The sequence below is a fragment of the Kocuria sp. CPCC 205235 genome, assembly GCF_040980905.1.
Taxonomy (GTDB): Bacteria; Actinomycetota; Actinomycetes; order Actinomycetales; family Micrococcaceae; genus Kocuria; species Kocuria carniphila.
On sequence record NZ_JAVKPR010000009.1, the window covers coordinates 88,210 to 112,396 of the forward strand.

The 24,187-nt window shown below is 61.4% G+C and carries 23 protein-coding genes; 15 read left to right on the plus strand and 8 right to left on the minus strand.

From position 1 onward, the window contains the following. Window positions 1–10: 10 nt before the first annotated feature. Together murJ and RF638_RS08395 are read right to left on the minus strand one after the other, a co-directional pair. Window positions 11–1,663, minus strand: a complete 1,653-nt coding sequence (gene murJ / locus RF638_RS08390) for a murein biosynthesis integral membrane protein MurJ (RefSeq protein WP_368841752.1) — start codon at window positions 1,661–1,663, stop codon at window positions 11–13. Window positions 1,664–1,727: 64 nt separating this feature from the next. After that, on the minus strand, window positions 1,728–2,228 hold the full coding sequence (locus RF638_RS08395; RefSeq protein ID WP_095797191.1) for an NUDIX hydrolase: 501 nt from the start codon (window positions 2,226–2,228) through the stop codon (window positions 1,728–1,730). A 93-nt stretch (window positions 2,229–2,321) separates the two neighbouring features. Between RF638_RS08395 and RF638_RS08400 the strand changes: the two genes are divergently transcribed. The 9 genes from RF638_RS08400 to RF638_RS08440 all read left to right on the plus strand — a co-directional run bounded on the left by RF638_RS08400 (window position 2,322) and on the right by RF638_RS08440 (window position 9,401). After that, complete coding sequence (locus RF638_RS08400) at window positions 2,322–3,746, plus strand: CCA tRNA nucleotidyltransferase (protein WP_368841753.1); 1,425 nt, start codon at window positions 2,322–2,324, stop codon at window positions 3,744–3,746. A 199-nt stretch (window positions 3,747–3,945) separates the two neighbouring features. Next, a complete protein-coding gene (locus RF638_RS08405; protein WP_368629355.1) occupies window positions 3,946–5,205 on the plus strand; it encodes a glycosyltransferase 87 family protein in 1,260 nt (419 codons plus the stop codon). Between the two features lie 102 nt (window positions 5,206–5,307). Next, window positions 5,308–6,444, plus strand: coding sequence for a hypothetical protein (locus RF638_RS08410; RefSeq protein WP_368629356.1), 1,137 nt, complete (start codon window positions 5,308–5,310; stop codon window positions 6,442–6,444). 28 nt (window positions 6,445–6,472) lie between these two features. Beyond that, window positions 6,473–6,904 carry a TM2 domain-containing protein gene (locus tag RF638_RS08415; protein WP_368629357.1) on the plus strand — a complete coding sequence of 144 codons (432 nt, stop codon included), beginning with the start codon at window positions 6,473–6,475 and terminating at the stop codon, window positions 6,902–6,904. A 127-nt stretch (window positions 6,905–7,031) separates the two neighbouring features. Next, a complete protein-coding gene (gene rpsF / locus RF638_RS08420) occupies window positions 7,032–7,337 on the plus strand; it encodes a 30S ribosomal protein S6 (RefSeq protein ID WP_095797186.1) in 306 nt (101 codons plus the stop codon). Window positions 7,338–7,465: 128 nt separating this feature from the next. Beyond that, window positions 7,466–8,143: a single-stranded DNA-binding protein gene (locus tag RF638_RS08425; protein WP_095797185.1), complete on the plus strand. Its 678-nt coding sequence runs from the start codon at window positions 7,466–7,468 to the stop codon at window positions 8,141–8,143. A 65-nt stretch (window positions 8,144–8,208) separates the two neighbouring features. Further along, on the plus strand, window positions 8,209–8,445 hold the full coding sequence (gene rpsR / locus RF638_RS08430) for a 30S ribosomal protein S18 (RefSeq protein ID WP_016998183.1): 237 nt from the start codon (window positions 8,209–8,211) through the stop codon (window positions 8,443–8,445). Window positions 8,446–8,465: 20 nt separating this feature from the next. Continuing rightward, window positions 8,466–8,915: a 50S ribosomal protein L9 gene (gene rplI / locus RF638_RS08435; protein ID WP_095797184.1), complete on the plus strand. Its 450-nt coding sequence runs from the start codon at window positions 8,466–8,468 to the stop codon at window positions 8,913–8,915. 162 nt (window positions 8,916–9,077) lie between these two features. Continuing rightward, a complete protein-coding gene (locus RF638_RS08440) occupies window positions 9,078–9,401 on the plus strand; it encodes a hypothetical protein (RefSeq protein ID WP_315276018.1) in 324 nt (107 codons plus the stop codon). Between the two features lie 97 nt (window positions 9,402–9,498). Here the strand turns inward: RF638_RS08440 and RF638_RS08445 are convergent, their stop codons facing one another. Then, on the minus strand, window positions 9,499–10,545 hold the full coding sequence (locus tag RF638_RS08445) for a hemolysin family protein (RefSeq protein ID WP_368841754.1): 1,047 nt from the start codon (window positions 10,543–10,545) through the stop codon (window positions 9,499–9,501). Further along, complete coding sequence (locus RF638_RS08450; RefSeq protein WP_368841756.1) at window positions 10,542–11,978, minus strand: hemolysin family protein; 1,437 nt, start codon at window positions 11,976–11,978, stop codon at window positions 10,542–10,544. The genes RF638_RS08445 and RF638_RS08450 overlap by 4 nt, the downstream gene beginning before the upstream one ends. A gap of 253 nt (window positions 11,979–12,231) precedes the next feature. Here RF638_RS08450 and dnaB point away from each other — a divergent pair, with 253 nt between their 5' ends. The 4 genes from dnaB (at window position 12,232) to RF638_RS08470 (ending at window position 17,167) form a co-directional block, all read left to right on the plus strand. Beyond that, window positions 12,232–14,625 carry a replicative DNA helicase gene (dnaB, locus tag RF638_RS08455; RefSeq protein ID WP_368841776.1) on the plus strand — a complete coding sequence of 798 codons (2,394 nt, stop codon included), beginning with the start codon at window positions 12,232–12,234 and terminating at the stop codon, window positions 14,623–14,625. Between the two features lie 145 nt (window positions 14,626–14,770). Continuing rightward, window positions 14,771–15,913: a Fic family protein gene (locus RF638_RS08460; protein WP_368841757.1), complete on the plus strand. Its 1,143-nt coding sequence runs from the start codon at window positions 14,771–14,773 to the stop codon at window positions 15,911–15,913. 50 nt (window positions 15,914–15,963) lie between these two features. Then, on the plus strand, window positions 15,964–16,752 hold the full coding sequence (locus RF638_RS08465; protein ID WP_165189253.1) for an AraC family transcriptional regulator: 789 nt from the start codon (window positions 15,964–15,966) through the stop codon (window positions 16,750–16,752). A gap of 4 nt (window positions 16,753–16,756) precedes the next feature. Further along, complete coding sequence (locus tag RF638_RS08470; protein WP_129700210.1) at window positions 16,757–17,167, plus strand: glyoxalase/bleomycin resistance/extradiol dioxygenase family protein; 411 nt, start codon at window positions 16,757–16,759, stop codon at window positions 17,165–17,167. An 89-nt stretch (window positions 17,168–17,256) separates the two neighbouring features. Here RF638_RS08470 and RF638_RS08475 read toward each other — a convergent pair whose 3' ends face one another. The 3 genes from RF638_RS08475 to RF638_RS08485 all read right to left on the minus strand — a co-directional run bounded on the left by RF638_RS08475 (window position 17,257) and on the right by RF638_RS08485 (window position 19,864). Continuing rightward, window positions 17,257–17,874, minus strand: coding sequence for a LysE family translocator (locus RF638_RS08475; RefSeq protein WP_259914045.1), 618 nt, complete (start codon window positions 17,872–17,874; stop codon window positions 17,257–17,259). Between the two features lie 75 nt (window positions 17,875–17,949). Next, a complete protein-coding gene (locus RF638_RS08480; RefSeq protein ID WP_368841758.1) occupies window positions 17,950–18,735 on the minus strand; it encodes an AraC family transcriptional regulator in 786 nt (261 codons plus the stop codon). 190 nt (window positions 18,736–18,925) lie between these two features. Continuing rightward, window positions 18,926–19,864, minus strand: a complete 939-nt coding sequence (locus RF638_RS08485; RefSeq protein WP_259914041.1) for a DMT family transporter — start codon at window positions 19,862–19,864, stop codon at window positions 18,926–18,928. Between RF638_RS08485 and RF638_RS08490 the strand changes: the two genes are divergently transcribed. Both RF638_RS08490 and RF638_RS08495 read left to right on the plus strand, forming a co-directional pair. Beyond that, complete coding sequence (locus RF638_RS08490) at window positions 19,863–21,275, plus strand: PLP-dependent aminotransferase family protein (RefSeq protein WP_368841759.1); 1,413 nt, start codon at window positions 19,863–19,865, stop codon at window positions 21,273–21,275. The two genes, RF638_RS08485 and RF638_RS08490, sit on opposite strands and share 2 nt — an antisense overlap. A 1,030-nt stretch (window positions 21,276–22,305) precedes the next feature. Continuing rightward, on the plus strand, window positions 22,306–23,655 hold the full coding sequence (locus RF638_RS08495; RefSeq protein WP_165189256.1) for a threonine/serine exporter ThrE family protein: 1,350 nt from the start codon (window positions 22,306–22,308) through the stop codon (window positions 23,653–23,655). A gap of 24 nt (window positions 23,656–23,679) precedes the next feature. On the opposite strand, the gene RF638_RS08500 is transcribed toward RF638_RS08495, so the two are convergent. After that, window positions 23,680–24,183 carry an FBP domain-containing protein gene (locus RF638_RS08500; RefSeq protein WP_368841760.1) on the minus strand — a complete coding sequence of 168 codons (504 nt, stop codon included), beginning with the start codon at window positions 24,181–24,183 and terminating at the stop codon, window positions 23,680–23,682. Window positions 24,184–24,187: the final 4 nt, after the last annotated feature.

The following is a 24,187-nucleotide window of genomic DNA, read 5'->3' on the forward strand; positions in this document are numbered from 1 at the left end:
GTTGCGCAGTCTACCGGCCCAGGCGAGCCTTCAACGGGCCGATCAACGATCCGAACTCCTCGACCCGGAACACCTTCATGGCCAGCAGATACACCAGGCCCATAGCCACGCCGCCCACCATGACGGAGAGGAACGCGGTGACCTGGTTCTGCCACGGGAATCCTCCCGTGTCGTAGCCGCCCATGAGCCACAGGGCGACGACGCCGCCCAGGCCGGCTACCAGCGAGGCCGCCAGGATCCGCGCGTGGGCACCCAGGATGCGAGCGACGTCGTAATCCCCGATGCGGCGCTTGAGCGCGAAGTGATAGAGGAGTGTGGCCAGGATGTTCTGGGCGGCGTAGCAACCGGCCACGGCGAAGACCATGTATTCGGGCGGCAGGGCGCGCGCAATGGCCACGGCCGCGATGACCGTAAAGATTGAGACGATGACCTGCACGATGAACGGCGTGCGGGCGTCCTCTTGTGCGTAGAAAGCGCGGCCGAGCATGAACGCGGTGGACATGAACGGTGCGCCGATCGCGATGACCGTGATGACCTGGCCGATCACGGCGCCGGCCGGGGCGATGCCACCGGAGAACATCATGCCCAGCGGGCCCGCGTACACGATGAGTGCGACCATGCAGAAGACCGTGGCCACGCTCGTGATGCGCATGCTGGAGGACAGCGAGGAGACCAGGCTGTCGCGGTCCTTGGCGTCCGCTGCGGCGGCCATCCGGTTGAAGAGGACCGTGGCGAGGGACAAGCCGATCACACCGTGGGGCAGTGAGTAAAGGAGAGAGGCCTGGTTGAGGGCTGTGACACCGGCAATCTGCTCGGACACCCCGCCGGTTGGGTCTACGTTACGAGCACCGGTGGGGATCGCGGCGGTCCGGGTGAGGGCAAGGAATGCGAGGTTGGCGATGACGCCGGTGGCCAGCGTCCAGCCGCCCAGCTTGGCGGCGGTGGAGAGGCCGATGCCGCGCCAACCGAACTTGGGTCGCAGCCCCAGGCCCAGGCGCTTGAGCGGCCAGAAGAGGATGAGAGCCTGGGCGATCACGCCCACCGTGGACATGCCCACGAGCCAGAAGGTCTGGGCCGAGGTCCAGTTCTCCAGGGTGTGGGGTGTGCGCGCGAACGGGCCGAACTGGTAGATGAACACCACCAGACCAGCAATCGCAATGATGTTGTTGAGCACGGGAGCCCACATGTACGCACCGAAGGCACCCTTGGCGTTGAGCACCTGACCCACCACGGTGTAGAGGCCGTAGAAGAAGATCTGCGGGAACGTGATCAGGGCGAACGTGATGGCCATGGTCAACTGGCCTTCGGACCAGCCCGGGCCCATGATGCGGATGATGGGGATCGCGCACGCGACCACCACGGCGGTCACCCCGAGCAGTGCGAGTACGGCCAGGGTGATGAGCCGTGAGATGTAGTCCGCGCCGGCGTCGGGGTTTTTGGAAGCCTTGATGATCTGCGGAACCAGCACCGCGTTGAACACACCGCCGGCGATCAGCACGTAGATCAGGTTGGGCAGGTTGTTGGCGAGTTCGAAGACGTCCGCCATGGTGGTCAAGGAGCCGATGGCCACCGTGATCAGCAGCGCCTTGGCGAAACCGAGAACCCGGGAGATCAGGGTTCCTGACGCCATGATGGCGCTGGAACGCGCACCGGATCTCTGCATGAAACAGGCCTTCCTGCACGGGGAATGGAACGGCAGTCACCGCGGAACGGATCCGCGGGCGCGATTACAACTGATGAATGATGTATTCCCGAGCGATGTCAGCAATGCGCCGTTCGTTGGGGAAGGACAGCTTACGGCCAAGATCGTCGATGCCGGACCAGGCGACATCCACGGCCTCGTGATCCGGATCGTTCTCCGTGGTCAGGAAGCCGCCGGTGGCTTCCAATAAGAAATGGTGCACGGTCTTGTGCACGCGGTGCCCGGAGACGGTGAACCAGTAATCGATACTGCCCAGCGGAGAGAGTACGCGGCCCATGATGCCGGTTTCTTCCTCGATCTCGCGGACAGCTGCTTCTTGGTTGGTCTCATTGCCTTCAGGGTGACCCTTGGGGAGGCACCATTCCAGGCGACCACCGCGATTGATTCGAGCGATGATGGCCACCGGATGCGTGGGATCTTCGAGGTTCACCACAATGCCGCCGGCCGAGACTTCTTCCACCGTGGGCAGCGCGGAGACCGGTTGGTTCGGTCGCCTCTTGGGCGCGCTAGGGACGGGAAAAGCCATGCCTACTACCTTAGCCACATTCCCCGAGCACTCCCTGACCCGGGATTCGCTGGGCCAGGGAGCGGTGGAAGAAATGAGACAATTACGCCCATCATGACGCAGCTGTTCGATACCTCTTCTCTCCACCCCGTCTCCCTCGAGCTGGGGCGGCTTTTTGCCGACGCCGGATACGAGTTGTCTCTGGTGGGCGGGCCCGTACGGGATCTGTTCCTGGACCGGGACGCCCTGGACCTGGACTTCACCACCAACGCGACCCCGGACCAGACACTCGCGGTCATCAAGAAGTGGGCGGATGCGCACTGGGAGATCGGACGGGACTTCGGAACGATCGGCATGCGCAAGGCCGGCCTCCAGCTCGAGGTCACCACTTACCGTGCCGAGGCCTACGATCCGGATTCCCGCAAGCCCGTGGTCGCGTTCGGGGAAGACCTCACCGAGGATTTACGACGCCGCGACTTCACCGTCAACGCGATGGCCCTGCGGTTGCCGGATCTGGAGCTCGTGGATCCGTTCGGGGGCATCAAAGATCTGCATGCCGGTGTGCTGCGCACCCCGGGCACACCCGAGGACTCCTTCACGGACGATCCTCTGCGCATGATGCGTGCCGCCCGCTTCAGCTCGCAGTTGGGGCTGGAGGTGGCCGAACCTGTGCGCGAGGCCATGACGGCCATGGCGGAGCGGATCGAGATCGTCTCTGCGGAGCGGGTGCGCGAAGAACTGGTCAAGCTCGTGTGCGGTGCATATCCCCGTCGTGGCATAGAACTGATGACGGACACCGGTCTGGCACAGATCGTGCTCCCGGAGGTTCCCGCGCTCAAGCTCGAGACGGACGAGGCGCACCACCACAAGGACGTCTACCAGCATTCCCTCACGGTAATGGATCAGGCCGCGGAGAAGGAATCGGATGCGGACGGTCCGGTGCCGGGTCCGGACTTCGCGCTACGGTTCGCCGCGCTCATGCACGATGTGGGCAAGCCGGCCACGCGCCGGTTCGAACCCAGCGGTGCCGTGAGCTTCCGCCACCACGAACTGGTGGGCGCCAAGCTCACGCGCAAACGGATGAAGGCCCTGCGCTTCGACAACGACACCATTAAGAAGGTCACGCGCCTGGTCGAACTACATATGCGTTTCTACGGATATGGCGAGGCGGGCTGGACCGACTCCGCCGTGCGTCGCTACGTGCGCGACGCCGGGGATCAGCTGGAACGCCTCCACCGACTGACCCGTTCGGACGTGACCACTCGCAATAAGCGCAAGGCCACGCGCCTGGCCAATGCCTATGACGACCTCGAACGGCGGATCGCCGAACTGCGCGAACAGGAACAGCTCGAGGCCGTGCGTCCCGAACTGGACGGTCAGCAGATCATGGAGATCCTGGGCATCGGCCCGGGCCCCGAGGTGGGTAGGGCGTACAAGTTCCTGCTCGAAATGCGCCTGGATGAAGGTGCCGTGGGTGAGGACGTCGCTCGCGAACGGCTCATCGAGTGGGCCAAGTCCAAGGGCATCGGCACGGTCTGACCGCACTACCTGCCGGGTAGCCACTGAACTGGTTCGGTGTTGCCAAGCTGTGCAGGTCTGTCCCGAGGGCCGGACGAGGCGTGCGAGAGGTCCGCGAGCGGCGTCGTAAATTGTGGGGCCGGATCGCGCCACAAGCGCCGAACCGGGCGGGGCCGTGGAAGACTAATGCCGTCCCTGTGTCCACCGGAGGAGTGCGTGCATGAGCATGGAAGGCGCCAAGAAGCGCGGCGGCGGTAATTCCGGCCTGCTGTTGCTCGGCCTGGGCCTCTACACGGTCATGATGGCGTACCTGCTGCGCGTGCCGTGCCGAGTGCCCAACTGGAACCTCGCGGAGGACGTTCCCGAACTGTGCGCCACGGTGATCGGCACCGGCGACATGGGCGTGCGTTCCACGGACGTGGCCAACGGCTTCTTCACCGGCGGGCCCACCGGGGATCAGCCCGTTCTGGTGGGCATGATCACCACCATCATCGGATGGTTCGCCTCCAACCTCTCCTCCCTGTTGGGCATCGACGTGGACCAGGGCATCTACCTGGACCTCTCCCTCATTCTCTTGGCGCTCGTGTGGCTCGCGATCGTGGCCGTGGTGTCCTCGCTCAGCGGCTCCCGGAAATCCGACGCCTTGGTCATGGCGCTGGCACCCGTGGTGGTGCTCGTGGGCTTCCAGACCTGGGACCTGTGGGCCGTGCTCTTCATGATGCTCGCCCTGCTCGGCTACGTGCGCGGTAACCCGGCGCTCGCGGGATTCATGGTGGGCTTCGGCGCGTCCGTGGCGTTCTTCCCCGTGGTCGTGCTGCTGGCCATCCTGATCATGGCCGCGCGTCACCGGTTCATCAAGGACTTCATCAGCGCGCTCATCTGCGCCGCCATCGCGTGGATCCTGATCAACGGCACCTACATGCTCACCGCGTGGGATCAATGGCGGGCGCAGTTCAACACCATCGTGGATTCCGATACAGAGCAGTCCTCGTTCTGGAACGTATGGAACAACAACATCGAACCGCGCACCGGGGTGGCCCTGGACGGCGGAAACGTGGGTCAGTACGTGCTGCTGACCATGGTGCTCGGTCTCGTGTTCGTGCTGCTCATCTCGCTGTTGAGCCACCGGGAACCATCCGTGGTGCAGGTGATGTTCCTGCTGCTGGCCCTCTATGTGCTGCTCGCCAAGGACTACTCGCTCAACTACGTCGTGTGGTTGGTGCCGCTGGTGATCCTGTGCCGTCGCAACTGGATCGAGTTCGGCCTGTGGCAAGCGGTCGAAGTCCTCTACTGGGCGACCGTGGTGTTGCCGGCCGACGCCTGGCCCACCCTGCCGTGGGTCGAACAGTTCGGCTGGGCACCCCAGGACATCCTGGGGGTCATCCGCTACCTGTTCCTCATCTACTTCGTGGTGGCCGTGGTGATCGACATGTTCCGCGGACGCAAGGCGCTGGCCCTCGGGGTCTCGGCGCTCAAATGAACGAACTCGCGTGACCCTGCCGAGATGGCGGCTCGCAAGTGACCCGCGCGTTCCGTGGGATTATAAAGTAAACCTGTTTATTACTGTCCGTCGGAAAGAGTTATGAACAAGCCCTCAATCCAGTCGGTGGCCAATTGGCAGCCGCCGACCTGGCGATCACTGCGCAAGCCGCTGCTGCTGATCCTTGCGGGCGTGGTGATCGTAGTGCTGGTATGGAGCACGGTGATCAACTTCTTCCTGGTCTCGCGCGATCCGCAATCCCCCGTGGAGGCGTACCTCGGTCAGCTGGAACGCGGTAGTGCCCGGCAGGTGCTCGCCCCGCTCAGCATCGCCACCAGCGACCCCACGGTGCAGATCCTGCCCAACTCCGTGTATCGGAATTCTCACGACCGACCGGTGGGCCACGAGGTTGTTTCCGTGTCCGAACACGGGACCCAGGCGGACGTGGAGGTGGACGTGCGCATGGGCGACGGGCAGACCCACCGCGTGACCTACACGGTGGACCAGTTGGTCTCCACAGGATTCCTCAACGACACGTGGCAGCTCAATGACGTGGACGACGTGATGGTGGCCGTGAAACTCCCCGCTGCCGTGGACGCGCTGTCCGTCAACGGTCAGACCGTCCGGCCCGACGCCGCCGCGTTGCGCGCCGCAGATGACACCGCCGCCCGCACGTGGCAGTTCGAAGGCTTACCCGGCAGCTACAACGTGGCTATGCCGGATGACTCCTACCTGGTGGCCAGTAAACATGCCGTGGGGGGCATCAATATCAGTGACCCGCAGGCGCTGGCGCTCGAGCTGAACTTCGGGCCGTCCCCGCGCATGTGGGAGACCGTGGACCGGGAAATCGGCGTGGTGCTCGGTGATTGCGAAAGTGGGCGTCGTCTGGATCTCGAGAAGTGCCCTGCGCCGAGCTCATGGGCCAAGGGCGCGGCGTCGGGATCGGAAACCGCGCAGCCGGATGCCCTGCCGGACGGTGTGACCGACGTGAAGTGGGAGCTGGAGACGAGGCCCGCGCTGGTGCTGCAACCGGAGGACAACGATCCCCTGACGTTCCACGCCCAGCGTTACCGCCCCGCCGTGGCCAAGGTGACCTTCCGAGAAGACGGCCGCACCAAGACGGAACGTGTGGAGTTCGGTTTGGATGTCACCACGCGATCGACCGGGAACAACATCACCACCGATGTGCAATTGCGCCGAGCGCTGACCGACACCGAACGGGCCTTCGACGCCTCGTAAACTTGAGGTAGTCGAAGAGGGAGTCACCGTGACCCAAGAGCCGGAATACTACAAACCTCAACCGCTGCCCCCGCGCGACGGCGCTCGCGCCGGTGGGCACCAACCCAACGGCGGATATCGCCAGGGCGGTTTCCAACAGAACCCCGGAGCGTCCCAGTGGGGTCAACCCCGCCAGGGCCCGGCCGTGGTCAACGTGGTGGGTGGCAAGTCCGCCCTGTTGTCCTACGTGTTGTGGTTCTTCCTGGGCTGGTTGGGCGTGCACAAGTTCTACCTGCAGCAGCCGTTCCAGGGAATTTTCTACGTTCTCCTGTGGGCGATTGGTTGGTTCACCACCCCGATCATCATCGGCTGGTTCATCCTGGGTCTGTGGGGACTGCTCATGATCATCGACCTGTTCCTCATCCCGTTGCGAGTCGCCCAGCTCAATGCGCGGCTGGCCCGCCGCGTCAATGGCTACTGAGCCGCAGTTGTAGTAAACTCGGCAAGTCTGTGTGCCGTTCGATACGCGATCGGTACCGACAAACGCACAGAACCTCCTGCTGCGGAAGGACCGCAGCCGCTTAGCCCGAAGGAGGTGGGTTCTTTACATGCGTGAATACGAATTGATGGTGATCCTCAACCCCGAGGTCGAGGAGCGCGCCGTTGAGCCGACCCTCAAGAAGTTCCTCGAGGTAGTCACCAAGGAGAACGGCACCGTCGACAACGTCGACATCTGGGGCCGTCGTCGCTTGGCCTACGAGATCCAGAAGAAGGCCGAAGGCATCTACGCCGTTGTGAACTTCACCGCTGAGCCGCACACCGCTCAGGAACTGGACCGTGTCCTGGGCCTGAACGAAGCCGTGATGCGCACCAAGATCATCCGTCCTGAAGAACAGAAGATCGAAGCCAAGTGAGTTGACTGTGCGGTCCACCCGGACTGCACAGGGCGTCTCACCACGGCCCTGACGGGTCACCCCCGTGAGATGCTTCAGAACAACCCACTACGTCTCGCATCCAGCGTCCACAGATACCGGAGGTTCACATGGCTGGCGATACCGTCATTACAGTGATCGGCAATCTGACCGCCGACCCCGAACTGCGCTTCACTCCGTCCGGAGCCGCGGTGGCCAATTTCACGATTGCGTCCACCCCGCGTGCCTTCGATCGGCAGTCCAACGAGTGGAAGGATCAGGAAACCCTGTTCCTGCGCTGCTCGGTGTGGCGTGAAGCCGCGGAGAACGTGGCCGAGTCCCTGACCAAGGGCACTCGTGTGATCGTTCAAGGTCGGCTCAAGGCACGCTCTTACGAGACCAAGGAAGGGGAGCGTCGCACCAGCCAAGAACTGGAAGTCGACGAGATCGGCCCTTCCATGCGGTACGCAACCGCCAAGGTCAACCGGAACTCGCGCGGTGGCGGCCAGGGAGGCAACTCCTACGGCGGCAACCAGAGCTTCGGTAACTCCGGCGGCGGTGGCGGATTCGGAGGCGACTCCGGATTCGGTGGCGGCCAGCAGGGCGGCGGCTTTGGTGGAAACCAGGGCGGCAACTTTGGTGGCGCCGGTGGCGGCAACCAGCAAAGCGGTTTCAGCGGGGGTAACCCCAACGCCAGCCGCGGCGGTGGTCAGCAGCAGCGTCCGCAACAGGGCAACGATCCTTGGGGTCAGTCCTCCGGTGGTAATTACGACTGGGGTACCGATTCCGAAGACGAGCCCCCCTTCTAAACACACTTATCCAACCCATCCCGCAGGAATGCCTGCGGGCTCCGCATCCGAAAAGGAGCACCACGATGGCCAAGGCTGAAATTCGCAAGCCGAAACCAAAGCAGAACCCGCTCAAGGCGGCAGGCGTCACCGAGATCGATTACAAAGACGTCGCTCTGCTTCGCAAGTTCATCTCCGACCGCGGCAAGATCCGTGCACGCCGCGTGACCGGCGTGTCCGTTCAGGAGCAGCGCAAGATTGCTTTGGCGATCAAGAACGCTCGTGAAGTTGCTTTGCTGCCCTACTCCGGCGCCGGCCGCTGATCTGAGAGGACTGAGAATCTATGGCAAAGATCATTCTGACCCACGAAGTTTCCGGGCTGGGTTCAGCCGGTGACGTGGTTGACGTGAAGAACGGCTACGCCCGTAACTTCCTCTTCCCGCGCGGTTTCGCAACCCCCTGGAGCCGTGGCGCTGAAAAGCAGATCGAATCCATCAAGAACGCACGTGCCGCTCGTGACCTGGCTTCCCTCGAGGACGCTCAGGCTCTGGCTGCCAAGCTGACCTCCACCACCTTGACCGTTCCGGTCAAGTCCGGTGCTGAGGGCCGCTTGTTCGGCACCGTGCGCGCTGACGACGTTGCCAAGGCTGTTGAGGCCTCGGGTCTGGGCTCCATCGACAAGCGTCGTGTCGAGCTCACCCAGCGCATCAAGACCACCGGCGTGTACCAGGCCGTGGTTCGTCTGCACGAAGAGGTCAACGCGAACGTCGAGTTCGAGGTTGTCCCCGCCTGATTTCATCCCCTGGACATCCTTCGAGATGTCCGTGGAGTGTGATTGAGAAGAACCCCGCAGGTCGCTGATCTGCGGGGTTCTTTTCTGTGTGTTTGCACGCTCTGACCAGCACTTATGACTTTCCCAAGTGTCACGACCGGACGAGCCAGGAGGTTACGTGTGATGATTCTCGGTATGGAGATCAAGGCACACAGGGGACTCACCGGGTCCCAGCTCTATTGGGTTGGACTGGGCTGCCTTGGCCTGGCCGTGGCCGCCTTTGCCGGGAGTTTTGCCATGGGCAATTCCCTGGACCCTCAGGGGGCCGTGTTCGTGCTGGTGATCGGGCTGGTCATCAGCGTTATCGCGTCCATCATTGCCGCGGTATTGAGCATCGCCGGGCTGGTTGCTTTCCCCCTGCTCAGAGGGAGATTCATCATTCTATTGGTACTGTCGCTGGTGTTCTCGCCCCTGCTTTGGCTTGGGTTGATGGCCACCGTGCTCTAGTTATCCACAGATCCGTCCACAATCCGTGCACAAGTTCGCACGGCGTGTTCCACACGCTGTCCACAGGTTTTCCACAACCCGTGGACAGCGTGTGTCGTTAAGCCTGACGGATCATGCGGCTGTCGTCGCGAATCTGTCCCACGAGTTCCTCGAGCATGTCCTCCAGCGTCACGATGCCGTCCACGTGACCGTCCGCGGAAATCACGGCGCCCAGGTGGGCACCCGAGTTCTGCATGATGGTCAGCGCTTGCCGCAGCGGCATGTCCGCATTGATGCGGGGCAGTGCCCGCACCTGGGAGGCCTCGATGGGAAGGTCGCGAGCGGCGTCGTCCTCCTCGATGAGGTCCTTGATGTGGACGTAACCGGCCAGCGATCCGTCGCGGGCGAGCATCGGGAAGCGCGAGTAGCTGTCCGCGGCGATGATCTCGGCCTGGGCGGTGGTGACGCCCGAAGGCAGGCACGTCACCTTGCTCATGGGGATCAAGATGCCGTTGACGCTGCGTTCCTCGAAGGTCAGGGCGCCCAGGAGCAGACGCTCGTCGTTAGCTTCGAGCAGCCCGCCGTGGCGCGATTCGGCGACCAGGGCGGCCACTTCGTCGCGGGTGAAGACCGAGGTGACCTCGTTCTTGGGCTGCACGCGCATCATGCGCAGGATGAGGTTGCCGATTCCGTTCATGGCCCACAGCAGCGGGCGCAGCACGGTGACCACGCCCACCAGGATGGGACCGAGCACCAGCGCGCTGCGCTCGGGGGTCGCCAGTGCGATGTTCTTGGGAACCATCTCGCCGATCACCACGTGCAAATAGGTCACCATGGACAGCGCGATCGCGAACGCAATCGGGTGCTGCAGGGCCTCGGGTATGCCGATCGCGGCGAACGGAACCTCGAGCAGGTGCGCGATGGCCGGTTCACTGATCGCGCCGAGCGCCAGGGTGCAGATGGTGATGCCCAGCTGCGCGCCGGCCATCATGAGGGAGACGTTCTCCATGGCCTTGAGGGTGACCTTGGCGGCCCACTTCCCCTCGAGTGCCTTGGGTTCGATCACGGTGCGGCGTGCGGAAATCAGGGCGAATTCCGCACCCACGAAGAATGCGTTGCCTGCCAGCAGCACCACGGTGAGCAGCAGTCCGGCGAGGTCGCTCATCGGTTCTCCTCCTGGTCGACGACGCCGCTCGGGGCCTCGTGGTGGTCGGTGGCCTTCGCGTGGTGCTCCCGGCTCTCGTGCTCGGTTTCATCCTCGGATGGCACCTCGCTCACGCGGGCGGTCAGCTCGGTGATGCGGTGCTCGTCCAGGGCAATGACCTCAAAAGTGATGAGCGAGGGATCCTCACCGGGATCCGGATCGGACTCGACCGTGACGGTGTCACCGACCTCGGCCAGGCGGCCCAGATCAAGGGTGATGAGGCCGGCCAGGGTCTCGTAGTCCTCATGTTCGGGGACGGTGACACCCAGGTGTTCACTGGCCTCGTCCGGGCGCAGGGCGGCGGAGAAGGTCCAGAGGTCGTCGTGCTGTTCGGCGTGTGGTTCGTCCTGGGGATCGTGCTCGTCGCGGACTTCGCCCACGAGTTCCTCCACGAGGTCCTCCAGGGTGACCAGGCCGGCGATGTCGCCGAACTCGTCCACGAGCAAGGTCATCTGCAGGGCACCGGTGCGCAGGACGTCCATGAGGTCGTCGAGTTCCACGGTGTCCGGGACAAAGCGCGCCTCGCCCATGATCTGATCCACGGTGACGGATTCACGCTGGGCGTAGGGCACAGCCAGTGCCTGACGCACGTGCACCTGACCCAGAACGTGCTCCTTGTCCTCGTGCAGCACAGGGAAACGGGAGAAGCCGGTGGCCTTGGATTCGCGCAGCAGATCGCGCACGGTGCTGTCCGGGGACAGGGTGACCATTTGACCGCGCGGGGTCATGGCGTCATGCGCGCGGCGGTCACCGAACGCGAATGAACGCTCGACGAGTTCAGCGGTCTGGGAGGCCAGTGCACCCTGATTGGCGGAGTGCCGGACCAGTCCGGCGAGCTCTTCGGGAGAGCGGGTCGAAGCCAGTTCCTCCTGAGGTTCCACACCCAATGCGCGTACGATCTTGTTCGCGTTGTTGTTGAACAACCGGATGGGCCAACCCAGCACCTTGGTGAAACCACGCTGGAATCCGACCACTGCCTTCGCGGTGGCCAGCGGTTTGGCGATCGCGAGGTTCTTGGGAACCAGCTCGCCGAAGATCATGGTCAAGCCGGTCGCCAGCACCAGGGCCAGCGTGATGGAGGTGGACCGGGCCGCGACGGGTGAGAGGCCGGCGTCGGTGAGCGGCCCCACGATGAGGGCGGCAATGGCGGGTTCTGCGAGGAAGCCAATGCCCAGGTTGGTCACCGTAATGCCCAGCTGCGCTCCGGAGAGCTGCGTGGACAGGGTCTTCATGCCCTTCAGCACGCCTTGGGAGCGGCGGTCGCCGGTCTTGGCGGCGGCTTCTACGTCATTGCGATTGACGGTGATGAGGGAGAACTCGGCGGCGACAAAGGCGCCACACGCTGCGATCAGCACGAGTCCGATGATGATGGAGACGACTTCCACTAGCTCCACCACCCCTGGCTACAACTCAGAAAACCGGGTCTTTTACAGGGGGCGTCGCTAGGGGCGCTCATGGTCTCCGTATCTTGGTGCGAGCGGCGCTCGGTGTGCCGCGAGGTATAAAACGGAACAAATCTACAGGCGGAACCCGTGAGTTTCCAGGGGGTGAGCGGCGTCGTACTCCCCAAGGGCGAACGCGTGTTATCCGTGTCGTGGCTCAGTGCGACAATGGAACGCAGTCTTTGAGGAATGGAAGTGAGTGAGGGTGTCGGAATACACGTCCGGATCGCGCGAGGAGTACGGGCGCTCGCTGCCGCACGACAACGTGGCGGAGCAGTCGGTGCTGGGCGGCATGCTGCTCTCCAAGGACGCCATTGCGGACGTGGTGGAAGTGCTCCGCGGCGTGGATTTCTACAAGCCGGCGCACGAATCCGTTTACGACGCCGTGATCTCCCTTTACGGGCGCGGCGAACCTGCCGATGCGATCACCGTGGGCGACGAGCTCACGAAGCGCGGTGAGATCGAGCGCATCGGTGGCGTGGCGTACCTGCACTCGCTGATCGCGTCTGTGCCGACCGCGGCCAACGCGGGTTTCTATGCGGAGATCGTGCGCGAACGTGCGGTGCTGCGGCGCCTGGTCGAGGCCGGCACCAAGATCGCGCAGCTGGGCTACTCGCAGGACGGCGAAGTCGATGACATCGTCAACGAGGCCCAGGGCGAGATCTATCAGGTCGCCGAGCGGCGCACGTCCGAGGACTACGTGGTGCTCAGCGAGGTCATGGAATCCGCCGTGGACGAGATCGAGGCGGCCGGTAACCGGGAGGGCATGCAGGGCGTGCCCACCGGCTTCATCGAACTGGACGAGCTGACGCACGGTTTCCAGGGCGGCCAGATGATAGTGATCGCGGCGCGACCTGCAATGGGTAAGTCGACGTTTGCGCTGGATATCGCGCGTTCTGCCTCGATCAAGCACAACATGACGTCCGTGATCTTCTCGTTGGAAATGAGCCGCAACGAGATCGCGATGCGTCTGCTGTCCGCAGAGGGCACACTGCAGATGCAGGACTTGCGCGCGGGCACCTTGCAGGACGAGCAGTGGGCCAAGATCGCGCAGATCATGGGCAAGATGGATTCAGCGCCGCTGTTCATTGACGATTCGCCCAATATGTCGCTCATGGAGATCCGCGCGAAGTGCCGGCGGTTGAAGCAGAAGCACGACCTGAAGCTTGTGGTGCTCGACTACCTGCAGCTCATGAGCTCCGGCAAGAAGGTCGAGTCCCGTCAGCAAGAGGTCTCCGAGTTCTCCCGTGCACTCAAGCTGCTCGCCAAGGAGCTCGAGGTTCCGGTCATCGCGCTGTCCCAGCTGAACCGTGGCTCCGAGCAGCGCACGGACAAGAAGCCGCAGGTGAGTGATCTGCGTGAGTCCGGTTGCCTGACCGGTGACACTCGGATTCTGCGCGCGGACACTGGCGCGGAGACGACCATGCGTGACCTGTACGAGTCGGGTGAGAAGGACGTTCCGGTGTGGGCGCTCGCGGACGACCTGCGCTACGTGCAGCGGCCCATGACACATGTGTTCTCGACGGGTGTGAAGCCTGTCTACCGCTTGCGTTTGGCCTCCGGTCGCGAGGTGCGGGCGACGGCGAACCACAAGTTCTTCACCTATTCGGGCTGGAGGGCTCTCGGCGATCTGGGCGTGGGGGATCGCTTGGGTATTCCGCGGCATGTGGGAGCGCCTACTTCTTCTATGGCCATGGGTGATGCTGAGGTGTCCGCCCTGGGTGCTCGGTTGGCTGGGCTGTCGACTGTGCCGGCGTCCGTGTTCGGGCTGCCCAAGGATCAGGTGCGGTTGCTGCTGAGCTCGGCATGGTCTTCTTCCGGTTCGGTTTCGGAGGCGGGTTCCGCAGAGTGCGGCGAGATTTCATTGACGACGACGACGTCGCGCGCGGCGGCCAACGCCGTGGCTCGCCTGTTGTTGCGTTTCGGGATCGTGGGGGCTGTTTCCTGTTCCAACGATTCTGCTGCCGCTACGGTGTCGATCGACGAGTTTGAGGATCAGCTGATGTTCCTGGAGCAGATTCCTGTAGATGGCGAGTCTGCGGTGGCAGCGGCGCAGTTGCGCTCTGCTTTGCGGGCGGCGAAGGCCGAGAAAGCCGCGCCTGGCTCCAGCGGGATGTACAACGCGTGGGATGAAGTCCGTGGTCTTCTGGAAAACCGCGTATCGGTGGGCGATGATTCCTCTTTATCCGCTGTGGCTAACGGCGGGACGGTGACGATGACTCGACCGCCGCAATCTCGGCTTGAAGAGGTCATATCAGCGCTCGACACCCACGACCTGGACATGATGGCGATGAACGATCTGTATTGGGATCGCATCGTGTCCACCGAGGAGGACGGTGTCGAGGAAGTCTTCGATGCCACCGTGGTTGGCGCGCACAATTTCGTGGCCAATGGCGTGACCGTTCACAACTCGATCGAGCAGGACGCGGACATGGTCATTCTGCTGCACCGTGAGGACGTGTACGACAAGGAGTCACCGCGTGCCGGTGAGGCGGACGTGATCGTGGCGAAGCACCGTAACGGTCCCACCAAGACGATCGTGGTGGCGTTCCAGGGCCACTACTCGCGGTTCGCGAATATGGCGTTGGAGGGGTTCTAGGTCCGCTCAGGGACCGAAAATTCAACTTCTGAACGGGCATATGTTCAAATTTGAGGTTCGTGAGGTGCCCTCAAATACCCTACTAATACAGGGTTGTTACTGACAGGAGTTCAAATTCTCTTCCACCCCAAGGTAAAATTCTGGCATGCAGCCCATCGTGTTCCCACACATCCCGTTCGATGGTTCCCTGGCGTCGGCGCTCTTCGATCTAGAACGCGTCAGGGTGGACTTTCGCACTGAGCGTCTGGCGGATCCGCTGACTCTAGAGCTCCGGCGACTGTTCCAGGGGTTGACCAGCATCATGTCAGCCCGCATTGAAGGTAACCGCACCACTGTGGCTGATGTGATCGCGGAAACACGACGAGCAAAGAGCACCGGAGAAGACGCCCAGGATGCCGTTCGAGAGATTCTTCAGCTCGAGGAAGCTACCAAGTACATCGATCAGCTGGTCGAGGAGGGAACTCTCCGGATCTCGCACAAGTTGATCCGAGATTTGCACCAGCTATCCGTGAACGGATTGCAGCGAGAGGGGGACCCTCATCCGGGAAGCTACAGGTCGACTCAGGTTGCCATATCAGGGGCACTGCATACTCCGCCGGACCCGGCGACGGTTCAAGCGGATATGGATCAGTTGATCGATTTCGCTAATCAAGTTGTTCTACCCCAACAGCAGTTGATTCAGGTGACGCTGGTTCATCATCGATTCGTCTGGATCCACCCATTCGCTAATGGCAATGGACGGGTCTCCCGGCTCTTGACCTACGCCATGCTTACCAACCGGGGCTATACATCACCCAGTGATGCCCGGCCGTTGAACCCCACAGCGGTTTTCGGGGCGGACCGACAGGCCTATTACGACAACCTGGCATTGGCGGACAGTTTGTCGGAAGATGGCACACTCGCGTGGTGCAGCTACATGATCCGAGGCCTTCGGGATGACCTCTTCTCGGTGACTCAGCTATCCGATCGTCTGTTCGTGGCTGATGAAGTGTTCGCCCCGGCTCTAAACGCCGCGGTGGCTGGGGGTGAGGTGAGAGAGAGCGATGCGAACGTTCTCTACGAGGTTGCAAGGCGCGGGAAGTGCAAACCTGGTGACCTCAGCGATGTCCTTCCCGGATCTCCATCGTCCCGCAGCCACAAGTTGAAGAAGCTGGTGGAAGCTAATCTTCTCTTGAAAGTGCGGGATCCCGCTGGATACGGCATCAGTCTGTGGCAAAACCAGCTGACCATTTACGTGGTGCACCGTTTGGATGAGTTGGGAATGCTGCCATCGATTCTAAAGGACTGACCGGCCCCGAGGCACCACCCCCGTGCTAGCTTTGCCGCATGACTGGGGCGATGCATCAGCCGCATCCGGTCTTGCGGGACTACCTCGCCGGACCGATGGTCGGCTATGACATCTCCCTCAACGCAGATCAGGTGCATCTCGGGGTACCCAGTGCCACGGCCACGCTGATCATTGCCCTGGATGACCCGCTCGACGTCGGGTGGTTCGGCGAGCGTGAGTCGCAGAAGCTGTGGGCATCAGTCTCCGGGCTGCACCTATTTCCCGCACTGATCCGCACCCACGGATTGCAGCGCGGGATCCAACTGCAGCTGACGCCGTTGGGTTGCCGCTCCCTGTTCGGGGCGCCGTTGGCCGAATTGGCTGGCCACAGCGTGGATCTGATCGAGTTGCCACGCGGACTCACGGAGAGTGAATACGCCCGGATCGCCGCGCAAACCGAGTGGCCTCAGCGCTTCGCGGTTCTTGAATCGCTGCTTCTGGACCGCCTCGAGGAATTCTCGATGCCCGCGGACATCCGCCGCGCCTGGCGATTGTTGTGTCACGGCTGTGGAGTCGCCCAGACCGCCGCCGATGTCGGGTGGTCGCGCAGGTATCTCAACACCCGTCTGCACAACGAGATCGGCATTTCACCCAAGCAACTCAGTCGCCTCGCCCGTTTCTCGCGGGCTCGCACGATGGTCGGACAAGGCGTCAGTCTCGCCGACGCCGCCTATACCGCTGGTTTCGCCGATCAATCACATTTGTCGCGGGAGTGGCACGCGCTCGCTGGGCAGTCACCCAGTAAAGAGGTGGAGTTCCCATTTCTTCAAGACCTGCAGTACCCAGGCACGGCAGCATGAAGTCATGACACACAACACGAAACCACAGCTGTTCCATTCACTGACTTTCGCCGACGCCGTCCGGGGCGCGGAATTCCTGCGGACCTTGGGGTTTCAGGAGGTCTCCTTGGATACCAACGAGAACGATCCGAGCGTCGTCGAGCACGCCCAATACCAATGGCGCGACAACGGCGGCGTGATGTTCGGATCGGTGCGCGAAAACAACCCACATGCCCAAGCCGAGATGGTCGGACAAGCCAAGTGCTACTTGGTGGTGGGCACCGATTCCGAGGTCGATGACGTGTTCCACCGTGCGCTCGCCGCACACGGCACCGTCATCGCCGAGCCCACGGACCAGGACTACGGAGGCCGTTCGGCAACCATCGCCGATCCAGAAGGTAACCAATGGAGCGTGGGGTCGTATCCGGGGGAGTGACGGCTGGCCTCTGCGCTTAGCGGCGTCTCACTCAGTTGGGCTCTTCACGTTTTTATCTCGTGTAGAGACCGGTCCCCGGGCCATGCCGGCTAACCGAAGAATCGAACGGCGAGGCCGACGATCATGCTGCTGCCGAATAGGACGAGGAATACGCCCGCGAATCTACTGATCCAGGGGATGATGCGTTGCATATAGCCGAGGGCATGCCGAGAGCCGAGGACGACAGCTACAAAAATATCCCAGACAAGGACGACAGCGAACATCCAGGTGCCGTAAAGCACCAATGAAAGAGGTACCGCAGTTGAAAGTGCGGCGGCGAGACTGACGTAGAACAGTGCATTCTTCGGGTTCAACAGTCCGGAGGCGACGCCGAGACCAAAGTTCCGGAGCCAAGTTCTGGATTTCACACCAGTACCTCTGTCGGCGTCGATCTGGGGGTTTGACCTGAGGAAAGCGATGCCGATGAAAACTAGGAATACGCCGCCTGCCACTTGGATGGTATCGAGTAATACCGGGTTCGAAATCAGTGCGATACCGGCGAATGCGGCCGTGATGAAGACCCCGTTCGCGATGGCTATACCCAGGCAAGCTCCGGTGGCGTTTCGCCAGCCATTGGTCAGCGCGGTTCGGACGATAAGGAAGAAATCGACCCCAGGAATCAGCAGCGCCAAGAAGTGCGCGATTGCCACAGCGGGGAACTGTTCCATGTCTCTCCTCATGCATGACGGTGATCCTGACAAGCATTGAGGTTTGGGCGCGCCGGGTCTTGTATGTTCTTGCAGTCAGCCTTGGTAGGTGCCCGGCGAAGCGGCGACATGAGCGCGGAAGACTCGATGGAAGTGACTTTGATCAGTGAACCCCAGATCATGAGCGGTTTCCGTAATGGGCAAACCTTCGCGGAGCTTTCGGCGGGCCTGAGTTATGCGGGCGTTTTGCCGCCATGCCAGTGGTGGAAGTCCGGTGGCACGCCGTACTGCACGGACCAGCTGATACTTCGTCATGCCGACCGATTCTGCTAGATCATCCAATGCCGGGTTCGACTCGTCGTCCCCTAGCCTGATCAAGACTGGGGCGAGGAGGGCCCGCAGCTCAGGGTCGGCTTCGCTCGATCTGAGGGTAGTGCAGGAGGCGACATCGAGTACTTTAAATAGGTTCTTGACCTGGGATTCGATTTTTTCGCTGGTTTCATTCTTGTGGATAGCTGTATTCAACGTGTTGACTCGGCGGTGCAAGTCGGGGTGATTGAACACGTTGATTTCAGCGAGCAGATGGCTGGCTTCTCGCCTCGGGGCAAGTGAAGCGGCCCACCCTTGATCCATGTGGATCATTTGATATAGCCATCGACCCTCGCGCGGATTGCATGCGTGAACCTGATTGGCAGGAATGACAATCACGTTGCCGGTTTCCAGGTTGACCGGGTCGCTGGCGGGAGTGGTCAAGACGGAGCTTCCCGCATCAATCACGCCGATCGATAAAACATCGTGAGAGTGCGGCCGGTAACAGGTGTTTTCTTGGCATGACCGTCGACCCTCGAGGTGAGGGAGTGCAGTGCTTCGACAGAACTCCATCCCGTTGCATCCTCCGTCCAATTCGTCACGTGGCACTAATGTCGTACTGTTTACGAGCTTACGTCGCTCTCCCTTTCTGCCTCGGGGTATACCGTCGTCCGTTCCAAGGGCTACGCCAGACGCGCTGGTACGGCTTAGAGGTGGCTCTGTAGATCTTCCAGATGCCTTCGCTCAGCGACCTGTATTCCGATCACCGGCCCAGTCGGATAGGCGAACGCTGTTTGACCCGCACAGCCAGACCAGCGAACACAAAGACTCCGATGCCACCCAATAACGTGGCAAGGGTGAGGTGTTCACCTAGCAGAAGGACCGCCCATAGGAGGCTCATCACCGGCTGGGTTAGTTGAATCTGACTCACTTGAGCCATAGGGCCGATACCGAGCCCTAGATACCAGGCGAAGAAGCCCAAGTACATGCTGACGATACCGAGGTAGGCGAAAGACGCCCATTGTGCTGGTCCTCCGTTGAGCGGGTGCTGGTTCATGGAGTAAATGGTGAGAGCCAGCATCACGGGCGATGCTAGAACCAACGCCCAGGAAATGGTTTGCCATGCACCGATTTCCCTAGCCATGAGACCACCTTCGGTATAACCAACCGCTGCGGCAATGACCGCGCCGAATAACAACAGGTCAGTGCTGGTTAGCGAGCCGAAACCGCCAGCTTGAATGGCTGCGAATGTAACGGCAACCAGGGCACCCAGGACCGTCAGGAGCCAGAAGCTCTTCACCGGTCGCTCGCGGCCACGTAGCACTGCCATAACGGCCGTCGTGGCAGGCAGCAAAGCGATGACGACCGCCCCGTGACTAGCAGCGGTGGAGGTCATCGCAAAGGAAGTGAGAAGAGGGAACCCGGCAACGACACCCCCAGCAACTATGGCTAGTCGAAACCACTGGCCATCTCGCGGGAGGTGCTGCCGAGTCGCGATCAGTGCGGATGCAGCCAAAGCAGCTGCGACGACGGCGCGGCCCGCGCCGACGAATAACGGGTCCAGGGTCTCGACGGCAACCCGGGTAAATGGGACGGTGAAAGAGAATGACAAGACACCAAGGAATCCCCATAGCAAGCCACTGCGCGGGACAGCAGATATCACTGGTTGATCGGAAACGATAACGCTATCTTTATATTCCATGAACAACGATAACAGCTACAGGATTGTTACTCAGCTGCGCCGGTGGATTGCTGACGCCGCACCCGGGGCGCAGTTGCCATCCAGCAGGGCGCTGGTCGACCAATACCGAGTAAGCCCGCTGACCGTTCAGAAGGCGTTACGAGTTCTGGTCACTCAGGGTCTGATTGAAACCCGACCAGGTGTGGGAACTTTTGTGCGTCTAGTACGGACCTCTCGCCCCGCCGACTATGGTTGGCAGACTGCTGCGTTGCGGTCACCTATGACCAATCCGCAGACAGTCTCCACGGCCCTCCGAAGCGCGCCTAACGATGTCATTGCATTTCACTCCGGCTATCCCTGTCGAGAACTTTTGCCCGAACGATTGGTGAGGAGCGCCGTCGGCCGGGTTGGCCGCACGGAAACGGTCCTGTCACAACCGCCCGTCGCCGGGCTACCGGAGCTGCAGCAATGGTTCGCGCAGGAACTCGCTGCTAGCGTCCCGGCTAATGAAAATGCCCTGTCGGCTCGGGACGTGATCGTACTTCCAGGCACCCAGAGCGGACTCAGTTCGTTGTTCCGCGCATTGGCGGGGGCGGGGCAACCGGTTCTCATGGAATCTCCAACGTATTGGGGAGCGATTCTAGCCGCCCACCAAAGTGGCGTGCACATCATCCCGGTGCCCACAGGAGTGCAGGGGCCAGACCCTTCTCAGCTTGAACGTGCCTTTACGGAAAGCGGTTCCAGGGTGTTCTATTCTCAGCCGAATTACGCCAACCCCACCGGTGCTCAGTGGTCTGGTCAACGAGGTAGGGAGGTGGTAGACGTGGTTCGAAGGCACGGAGCATTCCTAATTGAAGACGATTGGGCTCATGACTTCGGGATAGAAACTGAACCACGTCCACTGGCTGCGGGCGATGACTCCGGACATGTCATATATCTTCGATCGCTGACTAAGAGTGTTTCACCGGCGCTTAGGGTTGGTGCTGTCATCGCGAGGGGGCCGGCCCGAGATCGGATCCTGGCCGACCGAGCGGCCGAGACGATGTATGTCAGCGGCCTACTGCAAACGGCCACACTGGATGTCGTTACCCAACCGGGTTGGCGAACCCATCTCAGAGGATTGAGGCAGCAACTCCAGTCACGACGAGATCTCCTTCTCACCAGCTTGCGAGAACACGCACCCCAAGCTCATGTGGAGCACGTACCGACCGGGGGGTTGAACCTATGGGCGCAGCTACCTGAGGGCACTGATTTGGACCGGGTTGTCAGACGCTGCGAAACCGCCGGTGTCATCGTCGCTTCGGGCGCCGAGTGGTTTCCGGCGGAGCCCACCGCTCCGTTTATTCGACTGAACTACGCGGGTCCAAATCCTGCGGCTTTTCCCGAGGGTGCGCGAATACTTGGTCAGATACTCGACAATAGGCGCGGTTAGTCGGGCGTGCAATGTTAATCATGCCAAATTTGATGTTTCTTCAAATAAGTCCTTGGGCCAAAGAGTTCCTGGATTCTCGTATCCACGAAGCAGGCTTGGGTGCCCATGGAACCACTCCGAATCAAGACGGTGGATGCTTCTAAATCCATTGGTCTCAGATATTATAATGCTGGACTGGTTGATTAGCTGCATGGTGAGAGCGAAAACCGCTCGTGCGTAGCCAGCTTGAATCGTTGTAGAGTTCTCGGCGTCGGAAATCGCAGGTAGTTGGGGTAAAGCTCGATGGGCAACCCCATTGCGTTATCTGATCGCCTCCCCGAGGGGCTCAGCGACCTCGAGGCCCCTGTAAACTACTGGATTCGTAGGGTATTTACCCGTCCAACTCATAAACCCTCGAATGCGAAAACCGCCGGGTAGTCTTCCGTCGGTCAGATTTCGTAAAGTATCTACCGATCTTGGCACAGTAGTTTTCCTGTCGTGCGCGAGGTAGGCTGAACCCTGAGGGGTGCTATGTAATCCAGGGCCAGCAAAATACTTGATTTTAGAATTCGAATTTTCCCGTGTCAAGCTTTCCAATAGCGACCCACAGTCACTAATGAATCTTTCCCAGGCTGCTATGGAAAGCAAGAGTGTCAGTGGGTTAAGGGTTGATCTTGGCTGCTTTCCGCGCACCTCGTGTTCATTATGAATTAAGATCAAATCCAGCGCATCACGAAGTCCTCGCTTTGCGTCCTTGAATATTCCTGCAAAACCATCTTCAAAAATCTCCTTATTTTCGGGGGGAAAAATTGTCTCATGGTTCCGAGCGGAGTCATCTTGAGTCATTTGTCCGTCGCCTCCTTTGATAATTTGTAGGTAGTGACTGGCCTCACAGTACATTGCGTGCCGCTGGAGACCGCCCATAGCGCTTGCCTACTTGTCCGTCAGCAGATTCTGGCAGACCGAAAACTCCGCCATGACGCGGATTACACTCCCCCGCCGCGACTAGCGCCACTGGTGTACCACCTAGTAACGGGGTTAGGGTGAGCGGATGCTTTCAACTGAACAGGCGGCTTATAAACTCGCCTTTTTGATTGCCGACGCTTTGATCCGAAGCGGCTCGGGATCAGCCAGTACCACCAAGTCCCTCTTGTCGATCTTCCAGAAAACCGAGATGCCCAACGTGACGGTCAGCGTCAGCTTGGGCCAGGTCACCATCAGTCACCAGGAAGAGCCCGACGACGCTCCCAGCACCCGGATCCTCGAATCCGAACCGGGCACGCTGGATATCGGCCTGCGCACCGAGACCGGTGAGGTCCTCGAAGCGTTCGTGCTCAATCAGCTCACCATCGAGGAAGCCATCCGCGAGATGGAAGAAGTCACGGCCAAGTCGCGTGTCGTCGGGCACCGGCTGACTGCCACGGGCTTCGCGATGTTCGGCGTCGGCTTCTCCTTGATCCTGGGCGGCGGACTGGTCACCACCATCAGCGCCGCCTTCATCGCGGCGGCCGTGTACACCGTCTACGCCTTGGTTGTACGCACTCAGGCACCCATGATCTTCAGCCTCGCCGCGGGCGGTTTCACCGCGGTTATCGGCGCGTGCATTTCCGGACTTTTCTTTTCGACGTCCCAGCCTGCGGTCTGCATCGTTGCCTCCCTTGCTGCCTGGTTGGCGGGCATCGCCGCCTACGGCGCGGTGCACGATGTCATCACCGGCTGGTACCTCTCGGCCTCGGGCCGGATCCTTGACGTGCTCACCAGTACCGCCGGCCTGGTCGCCGGTGTGACTCTGGGTATCCACTTGATGCAGCCGATCTTCGGTGAGGACATGAACTTCATCGAGACGCTCGAGATGGATGACACCCGCTGGGGCCTCTCAGTGCTCGGCGCCACGTTGGTATCGGCGGGCTTCGCGCTCGCCTCCGGTGGTCGCGGGTGGAAGCTCGGTGCCTTGGGCCTGTTCGGCGGGGTGGTGATGCTCCTTATGCTTTCCCTTTCTACCGCGGGCATCAGTTCCTTCGCAGCAATCTTGGTCGCGTCAATCGCAGCGGGTGCCGTGTGTGTGGTGCTCACGCGTGCGCTCAACATGGCCTCCAACGCTTCACTGATGGTCGTCCTCTTACCGTTGTTCCCTGGCATGTTGGTCTACCAGGGCGTGCTGGGCACGATCTTCGGTATGGACGGCGCTAATGATTCGTTGTTGGAAGCCACCATTACCGCGTTCTGCCTGTCCATGGGCGGCATCTTGGGTCAGTACCTCGCCTCCGAGGCGCTGTGGGCGAGCCGCCGTAAGCAGTTCACCCACAAGCACCCGGACCGCGCCTTCCGCAAGGAGATGGCCGACGAGGAGAATTTCAGCGACATCATGGTCCCGATCTTCTCCAAGCCGTTCACCCAGTAACTCCAGCGGCACCGACGGCTGGGGTTACTTCCCCATGCCGTCGCCCACGCGCTGGATCAGACCCCTGATATTGGTGAGAGTCCTGTCCACGCGATCGTCGAGCGACATGGTCTCCTCCATCTGACGGATGCCCTCGGGCTTCCTTTTTCCGCGCGTGTAGTCGCTGCATGCAAGGTCGGAACAGAGGTAGGTCCCCACAGTGTTGTAGCGATCCTTGGCGGATTTCGAGCGCTGGATCGATACCAGGGAGACTCCGCTACCGGGGTGCAGGGTCAGGCAGATCTGGCACATGCGTGCGCCACCTTTGCCCTTATGAGGGTTTTTCTCCAGGACCAACCCGCGCAAACCATTCTCGGTCTCGGCAACTACATATCCAGTGCGTGGGGATTTCGGGTCGATCCAGCTGAGGAAGATCTGGGATTCCCAGTCGATGCTGAACAAGTCCTGCGGAATGGTGATGCGCTGTGAAGCGCCCTTGGAGCAATTGATGAAGCTCTTGCGGATCTCGGATTCGGTGTGTGAATGCATGGTT